This window comes from Rhizobacter sp. J219 (assembly GCF_024700055.1).
Classification (GTDB): Bacteria; Pseudomonadota; Gammaproteobacteria; order Burkholderiales; family Burkholderiaceae_C; genus Rhizobacter.
This window is the reverse complement of record NZ_JAJOND010000001.1, coordinates 3,346,637-3,358,740: the sequence shown is the minus strand read 5'-3', so window position 1 is coordinate 3,358,740 and position 12,104 is coordinate 3,346,637. Positions and strand designations below refer to the sequence as shown.

Annotated in this window: 13 protein-coding genes; 5 read left to right on the top strand and 8 right to left on the bottom strand. The window is 69.8% G+C overall.

All coding sequences use genetic code 11. The features are described from left to right. Positions 1-48 precede the first annotated feature (48 nt). Complete coding sequence (locus tag LRS03_RS15790) at positions 49-510, top strand: tautomerase family protein (RefSeq protein ID WP_257826581.1); 462 nt, start codon at positions 49-51, stop codon at positions 508-510. Between the two features lie 15 nt (positions 511-525). On the opposite strand, the gene LRS03_RS15785 is transcribed toward LRS03_RS15790, so the two are convergent. Continuing rightward, entirely contained in the window at positions 526-2,421 is a 1,896-nt protein-coding gene (locus LRS03_RS15785; protein ID WP_257826580.1) for a M48 family metalloprotease, read from the bottom strand. A 26-nt stretch (positions 2,422-2,447) separates the two neighbouring features. Then, on the bottom strand, positions 2,448-3,041 hold the full coding sequence (locus tag LRS03_RS15780; protein ID WP_257826578.1) for a LemA family protein: 594 nt from the start codon (positions 3,039-3,041) through the stop codon (positions 2,448-2,450). Between the two features lie 108 nt (positions 3,042-3,149). Between LRS03_RS15780 and LRS03_RS15775 the strand changes: the two genes are divergently transcribed. After that, entirely contained in the window at positions 3,150-3,887 is a 738-nt protein-coding gene (locus LRS03_RS15775) for an ArsR/SmtB family transcription factor (protein ID WP_257826576.1), read from the top strand. Here the strand turns inward: LRS03_RS15775 and queC are convergent. Further along, positions 3,818-4,564, bottom strand: a complete 747-nt coding sequence (queC, locus tag LRS03_RS15770; RefSeq protein ID WP_257826575.1) for a 7-cyano-7-deazaguanine synthase QueC — start codon at positions 4,562-4,564, stop codon at positions 3,818-3,820. The two genes, LRS03_RS15775 and queC, sit on opposite strands and share 70 nt — an antisense overlap. Before the next feature lie 6 nt (positions 4,565-4,570). Between queC and LRS03_RS15765 the strand changes: the two genes are divergently transcribed. Beyond that, complete coding sequence (locus tag LRS03_RS15765) at positions 4,571-5,419, top strand: inositol monophosphatase family protein (protein ID WP_257826573.1); 849 nt, start codon at positions 4,571-4,573, stop codon at positions 5,417-5,419. 9 nt (positions 5,420-5,428) lie between these two features. On the opposite strand, the gene LRS03_RS15760 is transcribed toward LRS03_RS15765, so the two are convergent. Next, positions 5,429-6,709, bottom strand: a complete 1,281-nt coding sequence (locus tag LRS03_RS15760) for a glutamate-5-semialdehyde dehydrogenase (RefSeq protein ID WP_257826571.1) — start codon at positions 6,707-6,709, stop codon at positions 5,429-5,431. Positions 6,710-6,749: 40 nt separating this feature from the next. Beyond that, positions 6,750-7,364, bottom strand: a complete 615-nt coding sequence (locus LRS03_RS15755) for a YceI family protein (RefSeq protein ID WP_257826570.1) — start codon at positions 7,362-7,364, stop codon at positions 6,750-6,752. Positions 7,365-7,459: 95 nt separating this feature from the next. On the opposite strand from LRS03_RS15755, the gene LRS03_RS15750 reads away from it, so the two are divergent. Continuing rightward, positions 7,460-9,253, top strand: a complete 1,794-nt coding sequence (locus LRS03_RS15750) for an ATP-binding protein (RefSeq protein WP_257826569.1) — start codon at positions 7,460-7,462, stop codon at positions 9,251-9,253. 5 nt (positions 9,254-9,258) lie between these two features. Here the strand turns inward: LRS03_RS15750 and LRS03_RS15745 are convergent, their stop codons facing one another. From LRS03_RS15745 to LRS03_RS15735, 3 genes are read right to left on the bottom strand one after another with little or no spacing between them, the layout of a single operon-like run. Continuing rightward, positions 9,259-9,825 carry a YceI family protein gene (locus tag LRS03_RS15745; RefSeq protein ID WP_257829578.1) on the bottom strand — a complete coding sequence of 189 codons (567 nt, stop codon included), beginning with the start codon at positions 9,823-9,825 and terminating at the stop codon, positions 9,259-9,261. 37 nt (positions 9,826-9,862) lie between these two features. Then, entirely contained in the window at positions 9,863-10,420 is a 558-nt protein-coding gene (locus LRS03_RS15740) for a YceI family protein (RefSeq protein WP_257826567.1), read from the bottom strand. A gap of 15 nt (positions 10,421-10,435) precedes the next feature. After that, positions 10,436-10,975, bottom strand: a complete 540-nt coding sequence (locus LRS03_RS15735) for a cytochrome b (protein WP_257826565.1) — start codon at positions 10,973-10,975, stop codon at positions 10,436-10,438. Positions 10,976-11,279: 304 nt separating this feature from the next. Between LRS03_RS15735 and LRS03_RS15730 the strand changes: the two genes are divergently transcribed. Further along, positions 11,280-12,089: an IclR family transcriptional regulator gene (locus LRS03_RS15730; RefSeq protein WP_257826563.1), complete on the top strand. Its 810-nt coding sequence runs from the start codon at positions 11,280-11,282 to the stop codon at positions 12,087-12,089. The last annotated feature ends 15 nt before the right edge of the window (positions 12,090-12,104 follow it).

The window sequence follows — 12,104 nt, the reverse complement described above, 5'->3', positions numbered from 1 at the left end:
CCTGCGACGGCGACAGTGGCGCCATGTTCAACCGCTGGAGCCGTGCACATGCCGCTCTTCACCGTCACCGTCACACCGGGGGCCTTCGACCCGGCGGCCAAGGCCAGGCTCGCGCGTGGCCTCACCGAAGCGGCCTTCGAGGCCGAGTCCATTCCCCATGAGCCGGGGCCGCGGGCGCGCGGCATCGTGCTGATCGAAGAGCTGGCGCAGGGCCAGTTCTATTCCGCCGGCGAGCCAGCGGATGCGCTGCTGCGCGGCGTGTTCGCGACGCTGCAGCTGAGCGCCGGCGTGCTCGACGGTGCACGCAAGGCGCGGCTCGCCGCCGCGGTGCAGGCCGCTGCCGAAGCCGCGGCACCCGACCGCAGCCGGCCCGTCATCACCTCGCTCGTCATCCAGGAAGTGCCCGAAGGCCAGTGGGCGCAGAACGGCCGCATCGCGCGCCTGCCCGAGATGACCGCGATCGCGCGTTTCGGCCACCTGGTGGACGCGCTGGCGCCCGCCGGCGCGTGAATCAGGCCGGGGGCGTCAGGTGACGTCGGGCTCGACGTAGTGCCGCGCCAGCTCGGGCGGCAGCGGCGAGTCGAGCAGCACGGCGGCCAGGCGCAGCGCGTCGCAGGCTTCGTCGGCCAGCGGGCCGGGCGGCTTGTGGCGCAGCGCGGTTTCGGTCCAGTGGCGCACCAGCACCGGCTTCAGCATCCACGGCAGCGTCTGCACCTCCTGCAGCGCATGCACCAGGCCGTCGGCATCGGGCGCTTCGCAGGGCGGCAGCGCCTCGCCGCTCAGCCAGGGCTGCATCACGCTCTGGTACCAGGCTTCGCCGTCGGGCACCAGGCGGGCGAGGAAGGCGGTGAGCCGGGCGATCTCTCGCCGGGTGTGCAGCGAGGCCTGCGCGATGTCGGGGAAGCTGCCGGCAGCAGGCGGCAGCGGCGTCGCTTCGCCCAGGCGCTGGCGCATCAACAGCCAATGCAGTCGGTCGATCGGGCGGACCTGCCCGTCGGCCGCCATCACGCGCCGCGCGGCGGCCATCAGGTGCTGGCGGTCGGGCAACGGAGCTTTGGCGACACGGCCGAGCAGCAGGTCGAGCCAGGGCAGGCGGGTGGCGGGGCCGAGCTTCTTGACGTCGTCGCGCACCTCGCGGGCGGTGGACAGGCCCTTGGTCTCTTCCTGCCAGGCGCGGCGCTCGCGGCGGCTGCCCGGTGTGGCGAGCAGCGCGAGGATGGCCGCCCGCAACTCGCCTGGGCCGTTCAGGCGCGACAGGCGGTCGATCGCCTCGCGCTCGTCCTGCGGGCTGGTGGCGCGCGGCTCGGGCGTGTGGGCAGGTGCGGGTTCGGCGGCCGGGGTCATGGGCGCAGCATAGGCGATGGGGGCCAGCGCGGCGACCGTGGCGAGCGGCACCGCGGCGGTGGGACGGCGCGGCTCGTCGGCCTGCGCAGCGGCCTCCAGCCGCGGCGCCGGCAGCGGCTCGACCGTGCGGCCGTAAAGGCGGCGCAGCCGCTCGCGCAGCGGCGGGTGCGTGGCCAGCCAGTCGGCCGGGGCCTGCAGCAGCATCGCCGCGAGCAGCCGGGCCGGCACCCGTGCGAGCCGGTCCTCGTGGCGCTGCGCCTGGTGCCACACCTTGCGCAGCACGCCGCCCAGGCCGTCGCGGCTGCGGGTGAACTGCACCGCGCAGGCGTCGGCCAGCAGCTCGCGCTGGCGCGACACCGCCGCCTGCAGCAGCTGCCCGGCCAGCCAGCCAAGGAGGCCCGCGGCCACGAACACCGGGCCGACCAGCAGCCCAAACGCCGAGCGCCGCCCGGCTTCGTCGGCCTCGAGCAGCTTGTGGCCGTAGCCGTGCACCAGCGACAGGCCCCACACCAGCGCGAGCAGCTGCATGTTGAGCCGCAGGTCCTGCTGGTGGATGTGGCCGAACTCATGCGCGACCAGCCCTTGCAGCTCGTCGCGGGTCAGGCGGTCGAGCGCGCCCTGCGTGACGGCGACGATGGCGTCGTCGGGCGACCAGCCGGCGGTGAAGGCGTTGATCGCGTCTTCGCGGTCGAGCAGGTAGACGGCCGGCCGCGGCAGGCCGCTGGCGATCGCCATCTCGTCGACGATGTTGAGCAGGCGGCGCTCGCTGAGCTGGCGGGCATCGAGCAGCTCACGGCCACCGGCCCAGTGCGCCACGTGCGCCCCGCCGCCCTCGCGCAGGCGCCCCAGCTCGACGAGCGCGCCGCCCAGCACGAAGAGCAGCACGACGGTGGTGTTGGTCTCGACAAACAGAGGCGGCAGCGGCAGCTGCCACGACAGCAGCCAGCCGATCGCCCACCACAGCCCGAGCAGCAGCCCGTTGACCGCCAGCACCAGGGCCACCAGCAACAGCGCAAACAGCACCAGCAGCCGCTGCGTGGCGCGGCGGGCGTCGTCCTGCTGCTCGCGAAAGCGCATCGCGGGTCGCCCCGCTCACCCGGCGGTCAGAGCTGCACCCGCACCGGCGCGCGTTCGGCGTCGGTGGTCGTGGCCTGCAGCATGGCCGCCTCGCGGAAGCCGAACATGCTGGCCATCAGGTTGGTGGGGAACTGCTGGGCCGCGTTGTTGTAGTCGAGCGTGGCGTCGTTGAAGATCTGGCGCGCGAAGCCGATCTTGTTTTCGGTGCTGGTGAGTTCTTCGGCCAGCTCGCGCAGGCTCTGGTCGGCCTTCAGCTCGGGGTAGGCCTCGACGACGGCCATCAGGCGGCCCATCGCGCCGGCGAGCGCCTGCTCGGCGACGGCCAGGCTGGTCACGGCGCCCGCGGCGGCGGGGTGGCCACGCGCCACGTCGGCGGCGGCCTTGGCCTGGTTGCGCGCGGCGGTCACGGCCTCAAGCGTCTCGCGCTCATGGGCGGCGTATTTGCGCGCCACCTCCACCAGGTTCGGGATCAGGTCGTAGCGGCGCTTGAGCTGCACGTCGATCTGCGCAAACGAGTTGGCGATCACGTTGCGCAGGCGCACGAGGCGGTTGTAGGCGCCGACGCCCCAGAAGATCAGGATGGCGAGGACGATCACACTCACGATCTGCACAGTGCCCATGGATGCTTCTCCCTCCGAGTTGGACGCGAGCGGACTCTACGACAAGCCCCCGTCGGTTCGGCCGGCCTCGAAGCATCTGGTGACCTGTCCGAGGCATCATGTGTGCGAATGAGCGCACCCGAGCCCCGATTTGCCCGCATCGCCACCCTGATCGGCGACCCGACGCGCGCCCGCATGCTGTCGGCGCTGATGGACGGCGGGCACCTCGCCGCCGGCGAGCTGGCGCAGGCGGCCGGGGTGACGGCGCAGACCGCCAGCAGCCACATCGCCAAGTTGGTCGAGAGCGGCTTCGTGGTCGTGCGCACGCAGGGCCGCCACCGCTACTTCCGCCTGGCCGATGCCGACATCGCCCATGCGCTCGAAGCCTTGTCGCTGGTGGCCGAACGCCATGCGGCGGCCGACAAATGGGAGCGAGGCCCCTACAAGCCGCTGAAGGCGGCCCGCACCTGCTATGGCCATCTGGCGGGTGAGCTGGGCGTGCGGCTTTTCGAGGGGCTGCTCGCAAGTGGCACGTTGGTGCCGCTCGACGGGCAGTTCGTGCTCAGCGAGCGGGGCCGCGTGGAGATGGGCGAAATCGGCGTCGAGTTGCCGGCGGCGGGGCGGCGGTTCGCCTACCCCTGCCTCGACTGGTCGGAGCGGCGCGACCACCTGGCGGGCAGCCTGGCCGTGGCCCTGCTCGAGCACGGGCTGCAGCAGGGCTGGGTGCGCCGCGCCAAGGACTCGCGGGCGGTGACGCTCACGCCGCCGGGCGCCAGCGCGTGGTCACGCTGGCTGGATCAGCCCAGGCCCATGCGGTCGGTCGCCTCGAAATCGCCTGACGGGTTGCGCGAGCGCCAGGCCTTGTAGCCGCGCATGCGCAGCGCGCACGCCGGGCAGTGGCCGCAGCCGTAGCCCCATTCGTGGCGCTGGCTGCGGTCGCCGAGGTAGCAGGTGTGGGTGTGTTCGACGATCAGCCGGATCAGCGCCTCGCCGCCGAGCGTGGCCGCCATCTCCCAGGTCTGCGCCTTGTCGAGCCACATCAGCGGGGTCTCGATGCCCATCGGCGTGTCGAGGCCGAGGCTCAGGGCCACCTGAAGTGCCTTCAAGGTGTTGTCTCGGCAGTCGGGGTAGCCGGAGTAGTCGGTCTCGCACATGCCGCCGACCATCACGTCCAGCTCGCGGCGGTAGGCCACGGCGGCGGCGAAGTTGAAGAAGATCAGGTTGCGGCCCGGCACGAAGGTGTTGGGCAGGCCGGTGGACGTCATCTCGATCGCACGCTGCTGGGTGAGGGCGGTGTCCGACAGCTGGCCGAGCAGCGACAGGTCGACCAGGTGGTCGTCGCCGAGGCGGCCGCCCCAGGTGGGGAAGTTGGCGTAGATCTGCGAGCGCACCGCCAGCCGGCATTCGGTTTCGATGCTGTGCCGCTGGTCGTAGTCGAAGCCGATGGTCTCGACATAGTGGAAGTTCGACAGCGCCCAGGCGAGGCAGACGGTCGAGTCTTGGCCGCCGGAAAAGAGGACGAGGGCACGGCGTGGCTTGGTCATCGGGAGATGGTAGCGAAGCCGCTGCGCCGAGGTGCGATGATTTCGCCCGTGCGCGTGCCCGATTCGATGTTCGACCAGGTGCTGCCGCTGCTGGCCGAGGCGAGCGAGCGGGCGGTGATGCCGCGCTTTCGCCAGCTGCGCGAAGGCGACGTGATCGAGAAGGCGAAAGACGAGCTCGTCACCGTGGCCGACCGCGAAGCCGAAGCCTTCATCGAGCACGGCCTGCTCGCCTTGTGGCCCGGCTCGCGCGTCGTCGGCGAAGAGGCTTGTGCGGCCAACCCGGCCCTGCTGCAGGGCCTTGACCAGGGCCGCGTGTGGCTGGTCGATCCGCTCGACGGCACCGCCAATTTCGTGGCGGGCCGGCCGGTGTTTGCGCTGATGGCCTCGCTGCTGGTCGACGGCGAAGCGGTGGGCGCGTGGGTGCTCAACCCCGTGTCGGGCGAGCGATGGCTGGCGCAGCAGGGCGGGGGTTGCCACCGCGACGGGCAGCGCATGTGGGCGCCGCAGGCCGCCGTGCCGCTCGGCGAAGCGCGCGGTGCGGCGTCGACCCGCTTCATGCCGGCCGGGTTGCGCGAGCGCGTCGTGGCCGGGCTTGAGCGGGTCGGCGAGGTGCTGCCGGGGCGGCGTTGCGCGGGCGTCGAATACCCGGCGATCGTCACCGGACAGCAGCAGTTCGCGATGTTCTACCGCACGCTGCCCTGGGACCACGTGCCTGGCACCCTGTTGCTGCAGGAGGCCGGTGGACATGCGGCGCGCTACGACGGCAGTGCCTACCGTGCGGGCGATGGCGGTGTGGGCCTGCTGTCGGCCGCCGACGAGCCGCTGTGGCAGGCGCTCCGGGCCGCGCTGCTGTAGCCCCGCGGCTCAGGTGCGCACTTCGCCCTGGCCGAGCACCACCCACTTCATCGAGGTCAGGCCTTCCAGGCCCACCGGGCCGCGGGCGTGGAACTTGTCGGTGCTGATGCCGATCTCGGCGCCCAGCCCGTACTCGAAGCCGTCGGCGAAACGTGTGCTCGCGTTCACCATCACGCTCGCCGAATCGACCTCGCGCAGGAAGCGCATCGCGTTCGGATGGTTCGTCGTGAGGATGGCATCGGTGTGGTGCGAGCCGTAGCGGTTGATGTGGGCGATGGCCTCGTCCACGCTCTTCACCACCTTGGCGCTGATGATGGGGGCGAGGTATTCCTCGCTCCAGTCCTGCTCGGTGGCTTCGGCGAGCTTCACCCGCGGCACGTCTTTCAGCAGCGCGAGCACCGCGGCATCGCCGCGCACCTCCACACCCTTGGCGGCGAACACCGCGCCGATCTTCGGCAGGAATTTCGCGGCCACCGCTTCGTGCACCAGCAGCGATTCGGCCGCGTTGCAGGGGCTGTACTTCTGCGTCTTGGCGTTGTCGGTCACCTTGAGCGCAAGCTCCAGGTCGACCTCGGCATCGACGTACACATGGCAGTTGCCGTCGAGGTGCTTGATGACGGGCACCTTCGCCTCGCGGCTGATGCGCTCAATGAGCCCCTTGCCACCACGCGGGATGATCACGTCGACCGACTCCGGCGAGGCGATGAGGTAGCCCACCGCGGCGCGGTCGGTCGTCTGCACCAGCTGCACCGCATCGGCCGGCAGGCCCGCTTCGGTGAGCGCCGCCTGCACCAGTTTCCACAGCGCGAGGTTGGAGTGGATGGCCTCCGAGCCACCGCGCAGGATGCAGGCGTTGCCGCTCTTGATGGCGAGCGACGCGGCTTCGATGGTCACGTTGGGCCGGCTCTCGTAGATCATGCCGAAGACGCCCAGCGGCACGCGCATCTGGCCCACGCTGATGCCGCTCGGGCGGCGCTTCACGCCGGTGATCTCGCCCACCGGGTCGGGCATGGCGGCGATCTGCTCGCAGCCTTCGGCCACGGTGGCGATCACTTTTTCAGTGAGACGCAGCCGGTCGACCAGCGGGGCGGCCAGGCCCGCGGCGTCGGCGGCGGCAATGTCTTTGCTGTTGGCGTCGGCCAGTGGTGCGGCGCTCTCGCGCAGCCGGCGCGCCAGGGCGGTGAGGGCGTGGTTCTTGGCGCTGGTGGAGGCCGCCGCCATGCGGGCGCTGGCGGCGCGTGCCGCGGCGCCCATCTGGGCGACCACGGCCTGGAGATCGGTGGAGGTCATGCCGGGCATTTTTGCAGGGTTTGCGGGTGGGCCGTGCGGCTCAGGGTTGCCGGATTGCCTCGACCTGGATCACCAGCCGCACCGTGTCGCCGATGACCGGCAGGCCATCGGTGATGCCGAAATCGCTGCGGCGCAAAGTGGCCTCCAGGTCGGCGCCGCACACCTCGCGCTGCAGCTGAGGGTGTTCATAACACCGCAGCTGCGTGGCACGCAACCCGAGTGGCAAGGACACACCGCGCAGCGTGAACTCGCCACGCACGTCCAGCGGCGCATTGCGCTGCCAGCGCCAGCCACGCGCCACGAAATACGCCACAGGGTGCTGGTCGCTCGCGAAATAGCTGCGGCGCAAGATGCCGTCCAGCGGCAGCACGCCGGTGTTGACCGAGGCCGTGCGCACTTCGATCGACACCTCGCCGGTGCCGGCCGTGGCATCCAGTTCGAGGCTGCCGCGGATGTCGTCGAAGCGGCCGCGGCTGGTGGAGGTGCCGAAGTGCATCACCTCCCAGTGCACCCGGGTGTGGCCGGAGTCGAGCAGATAGGCCGTCGGCTGTGCCTGCACAGCTGGTGCGATCCACGAGAGCATGCACACACCCACGAGCAGCGGCGCCGTGCGCATGGGGGTGCAGAAACAGCGGGTAAGCGTGACCAAAGGCATGTGAGTTCTCGTCGTCCACAGGTGCTCAAAACAAGCGGTGCCGGGATAATGCGCTCATCTGAACAGAGGGTCATGGGCAGGTGAGGGGGCGGGGGATGTCTAGAGAATTGCGAACGCCACCGCACACTGCTGCCTCGGCCGACGCCGGGCTGGCGCAGCGCGTCCAAGACGCGCAGACCGTCATGCTCTACGAGCGGGCGCAAACGTCCACGCTCGCCGGCATGGGTTTCGCGCTGATCGTGTGCGTGGGCCTGCTCCCGTATGTGGACCCGCGCCTCGCCTGGGGCTGGTTCGTCTTGCGCTGCGGCGTCTCGGGCCTGCGCCTGGCGCTTACCCACCAGTTCGGGCGCAGCACGCTGCCGAGCGATCGCATCTGGCGCCGCTGGCTCGAGGTCACGCTGGTCGCCGACGGCTTTACCTGGGGCCTCGCCTCGATGTGGCTGCCTGCAAGCACCAATCCGCACGTGGTGGCCTTGCTGCTCACCTCGCTGGTGGGGGTGGCGGCGATCGGCATGTTCGTGCTGCAGCCGAGCTTTCGCGCGAGCGCCTTGTTCCTGTTGTCGATGTTGCTGCCGGCCGGGGCCGACCAGCTCTTGAGCGGCACCCGCTACGGCTTCTTCGCCGGACTGGGCCTGTGGGTCTTCCTCGCGCTCGTGATGCTGGAGGCGCGCCGCTCGGAGTCGCGCATCCGCGAGCTGCTCACGCTGCGCTTCACCACCGACCGCATCTCGGAAGAGCGCGCCGAGGCCCTGATGCTGGCGCAGCGGCAGAGCAGCGTGAAAAGCCAGTTCCTCGCGACCATGAGCCACGAGATGCGCACGCCGCTGCACGGCATCCTGGGGCTCACGCGCATGCTGCGCAAAGACGGCGCCATCACGCCCGAGAAAAAGCCCGACGAGCAGCTGCAGCTGATCGAGCGCGCCGGCGAACACCTGCTCACGCTGATCAACGACATCCTCGACTTCTCGAAGCTCGAAGCCGGGCAGGTGCGCCTGTCGCCGCAGGTGTTCGACCTGGCGGCGCTGATCGACGATGTGGTGTCGCTGTCGGTGCCGGGCGCCTTCCAGTCAGGACTCTCGCTCACCACCCGGCTGCACATGCCGCGGCCGTGTTATGTGCGCGGCGACCCGTCGCGGCTGCGGCAGGTGCTGCACAACCTGATCGGCAATGCGATCAAGTTCACCGAGGCCGGCGCGGTGACGGTGGTGGCCAAGCACCGCGGCTCGCGCACGCGGATCGCGGTGCACGACACCGGTGTCGGCATCCCGGCCGATGAGCTGCCGCGCATCTTCGATGCCTTCCACCAGGCTGACAGCTCCTTCACCCGCCGCTATGGCGGCACCGGCCTGGGCCTCACCATCGCACGCGAACTCGCGCGGGCCATGGGCGGCGACCTCGTCTGCACCAGCCAGCAGGGCCGCGGCTCGTGTTTCACCGTGACGGTGGAGCTGCCCGAAGCGCCCAACCCCACGCCCGCCGCCGCCGGCCTGGCCGAATCGAAGGTGCCGCTGCAGGGCCGCGTGCTGCTGGCCGAAGACAACCCCGTCAACGCCCTCGTGGCCGAGGCGGCGTTGAAGAACATGGGCCTCACGGTGGAGCTGGTCGAAGACGGCCTGCAGGCCGTGGCCTCGTTCCGCGCGTCGCCGCCCGACCTGGTGCTGCTCGACTGCCAGATGCCGGTGATGGATGGCTTCGAGGCCGCGCGCCGCATCCGCGAGCACGAGGGCGAACAAGGACTGCCGCGCACGCCGGTGGTGGCGCTCACCGCCAATGCGCTGCAGGGTGACCGCGAGCACAGCCTCGCCGCGGGCATGGACGACCACCTCGCCAAGCCCTTCCGCGACGAAGACCTGCGGGCGATTCTCAGGCGGCACCTGGTGCCGGCCTGAAGGACTTACTGCTTCACCGCTTCAACCTGGATCAGCAGCTTGATGCTGTCCGGAATACCGGGCACACCGTAGTTGTTGCCGAACTGCGTGCGCTGGATCGTGGTCACGAAGTCGCCACCGCAGACCTCGCGCTTGAGCATCGGGTTCTGGTAGCAGTTGAAGTTGGTGGCGGTCAGCGTCACCGGCTGGGTCTTGCCGAGGAAGGTCAGCGTGCCGGCGACCGTCGTCACCTTGTCGCCGTTGAAGCTGAACTTGTCGCCCACGAACTTGGCGGTCGGATGTTCGGCGGCGTTGAAGAAGTCCTTGCTCTTCAGGTGACCGTCGAGCGGGCCCACGCCGGTGCTCACCGAGCTGGTGTCGATGGTGATCTCGGCCTTGCCGGTCTTGGCGGCCTTGTCGAAGGCGACGCTGCCTTCCTTCTTGTCGAAGCGGCCACGGATCGTGCTGGTGCCGAAGTGGCTGGCCTCGAAGGTCACGAAGGTGTGCGTCGGGTCGATCGCGTAGGTGGCGCTCTGGGCCTGGGCAGCGCCCGCGACAACGAACAGGGCGGAAACAAGCAGGGTCTTCTTCATCATGGACGGCTTTCTGTGGGAGGGAGGGGGTTGGACATCAGAGTGGGGCAACGCCGGTCAGCGCAAACTTGAGCTTGACCTGCACGTCGTTGGCGACCATCGAGGTGTCTTTCCAGTCACCGTCGCCGATCTTGAAATCGAGGCGCTTGAGCACGAAGCCGCCAGTGGCAGTGGTGGTGCCGCCGGCCTGGGCCAGCGCCACCGGCACCGTGATGTTCTGGCTCGCGCCCTTGATCGTCAGCTTGCCGGCCACTTCGTATTTGCCCGGGCCGGTGGCCTTGACCGTGGTCGACTGAAACGTGGCCTGCGGGAAGGCCTTGGTGTTGAACCAGTCGGGCTTGGCGACCTCGGCCTCGGTTTCGCTCGAACCGAAGGTCACGCTGGCGAGGTCGACGGTGAAGGCGATCTTGGCGGTGTCCGGCTTCTTGGGGTCGAAGGCGATCTGCGCGTCGAACTTCTTGAACTTGCCGTCGACCGGCACGCCCATCTGCTTGCTGGTGAAGGCGATGTCGCTTTGCGCCGGCACGAGCTTCTGCTGGGCCGAGGCGCCCAGGGCGAGCGTCGCCAGGGCCACGCTGAGGAGGAGTTGTTTCATGGAGGGCGGGTCCTTTCAACCACGCAATGACATGCGGGAGATCAGCCCATCGCGGTCGATGAACTGGTGCTTGAGTGCGGCGGCGATGTGCAGCAGCACGAGCGTCGCCAGGGCATAGGCCAGGTAGCCGTGCCAGGGCTTGATGGCCTCGGCCAGCGCCTTGTCGGGCGACACGAAATCGGGCAGCGGCAGCACGCCGAACCATACGATGGGGAAACCTGCCGCCGAGCTGTAAGCCCAGCCGACCAGCGGCACCGCGAAGAAGAGGGCGTACAGCGCCCAGTGCGTGGCATGCGCGGCGAGCTTTTGCCAGGCCGGCGCCGGCAGGTCGGGCGGCGGGCGGTGGGTGAGGCGCCACAGGAGCCGCAGCGCCGACAGCGCCAGGATGGTCACCCCGGCCCACTTGTGCCAGTTGTAGTACTTGAGCCGCTGCGGCGAGAACGGCAGGTCGCTCATGTAGACGCCCATGCCGAACGCGCCGACGATCGCCAGCGCAAGAACCCAGTGGAACGCGATGGCGACGCTGCTGTAGCGGGTGACGGTCGGTGTGTTCATGAAGTCGGCACTCTACGGGGGCGGCGTTCAAAGCCGTTCACCGACCTTGTTGTGAGCCTTCAAATTTTTGAACGTCCGGAATGCCCGCTCAGACGCGGGGGCTTACGCAAAAGGGCTGACACGCAAACCCTGAGCGGACTTTCCCTAGGGCGGGTTCGGCGCATGTTGCGCTGCCGCGCAGCGCTCTTAGACTCGGCTCCCGATGGTTCAGGGAACTGAATTGCGTTCAACGGATTGAACGTTCCGTCGAAACACCCAGACTGCCGACCCCGACACAACCGGGGTTTTTGCACCTTTCATCTGCATGCAACTCGCCGTGGCCGCCGCATCTTCCCCCGCCAAGCCTGCCCTCGTGCCGGCGGTTGCGCGTGCCCTGGCCCTGCTCGATCTGCTGGAGAAAGAGCGCGGCGCGATGAGCCTGGCCAAGCTGTCGACGAGTCTCGCGCTGCCCAAGAGCAGTGTGCACGGTCTGTGCAACACCCTGGTGGCGCTGGGCTATCTGCGCCGCCAGGACGACGGCACCTTCTACATCGGCCCACGGGTGATGGGCCTGGCCCATGCGTTCGCGGAAGCAACCACACCGGCACAGGAGTTCGAGCGCCTGTGGGCGAGCCTCGGTGCCACGCCCCAGGAGACGCTGATCCTCTCGGTGCTCGATGGCACCGACGTCGTCTACGTCGGCGTGCGCAACGGCATGCGCCCGCTCGGCATGGCCTTCAGCGTGGGCATGCGCCTGCCGGCGCATCGCGCCGCCACCGGCCGCGCCATGCTCGCCTTCCACGACGAGGCCTGGGTCAAGCAGCTCTACCCGGCGGCGCGCCTGCCGGCCTACATGAACCTGCCGACCATGCGCCGCACCGACCTGCTCGCCGAGCTGGCCCTGACGCGCGAGCGCGGCTACAGCATCGACGACGAAAGCGTGCGCCAGGGCGTGTACTGCCTGGCCGCGCCGGTGCATGCCGCCTCGGGCGAGGTGGTGGCCGGCCTGGGCGTGTGCATGCAGAAGGCCGGGCTCAAGGCCCGCTTCGTCGCCCAGCAGCGCGACACCGTCATCGACCTCGCCCGCCGGCTGTCCGAGCGGCTGGGCGCCACCCCCGAACCCAGAGCCAGATGAGCGGGTTCCACACGA

What these genes read in the sequence shown, in the direction of transcription:
- LRS03_RS15775 (WP_257826576.1), top strand. Translation starts at nt 3,150, where the DNA reads ATGAGCGCACCCGAGCCCCGATTTGCCCGCATCGCCACCCTGATCGGC.
- LRS03_RS15755 (WP_257826570.1), bottom strand. Translation starts at nt 7,364, where the DNA reads ATGCCTTTGGTCACGCTTACCCGCTGTTTCTGCACCCCCATGCGCACG.
- LRS03_RS15790 (WP_257826581.1), top strand. Translation starts at nt 49, where the DNA reads ATGCCGCTCTTCACCGTCACCGTCACACCGGGGGCCTTCGACCCGGCG.
- LRS03_RS15765 (WP_257826573.1), top strand. Translation starts at nt 4,571, where the DNA reads ATGGTAGCGAAGCCGCTGCGCCGAGGTGCGATGATTTCGCCCGTGCGC.
- LRS03_RS15740 (WP_257826567.1), bottom strand. Translation starts at nt 10,420, where the DNA reads ATGAAACAACTCCTCCTCAGCGTGGCCCTGGCGACGCTCGCCCTGGGC.
- LRS03_RS15780 (WP_257826578.1), bottom strand. Translation starts at nt 3,041, where the DNA reads ATGGGCACTGTGCAGATCGTGAGTGTGATCGTCCTCGCCATCCTGATC.
- LRS03_RS15735 (WP_257826565.1), bottom strand. Translation starts at nt 10,975, where the DNA reads ATGAACACACCGACCGTCACCCGCTACAGCAGCGTCGCCATCGCGTTC.
- LRS03_RS15750 (WP_257826569.1), top strand. Translation starts at nt 7,460, where the DNA reads ATGTCTAGAGAATTGCGAACGCCACCGCACACTGCTGCCTCGGCCGAC.
- LRS03_RS15760 (WP_257826571.1), bottom strand. Translation starts at nt 6,709, where the DNA reads ATGACCTCCACCGATCTCCAGGCCGTGGTCGCCCAGATGGGCGCCGCG.
- queC (WP_257826575.1), bottom strand. Translation starts at nt 4,564, where the DNA reads ATGACCAAGCCACGCCGTGCCCTCGTCCTCTTTTCCGGCGGCCAAGAC.
- LRS03_RS15785 (WP_257826580.1), bottom strand. Translation starts at nt 2,421, where the DNA reads ATGCGCTTTCGCGAGCAGCAGGACGACGCCCGCCGCGCCACGCAGCGG.
- LRS03_RS15745 (WP_257829578.1), bottom strand. Translation starts at nt 9,825, where the DNA reads ATGAAGAAGACCCTGCTTGTTTCCGCCCTGTTCGTTGTCGCGGGCGCT.
- LRS03_RS15730 (WP_257826563.1), top strand. Translation starts at nt 11,280, where the DNA reads ATGCAACTCGCCGTGGCCGCCGCATCTTCCCCCGCCAAGCCTGCCCTC.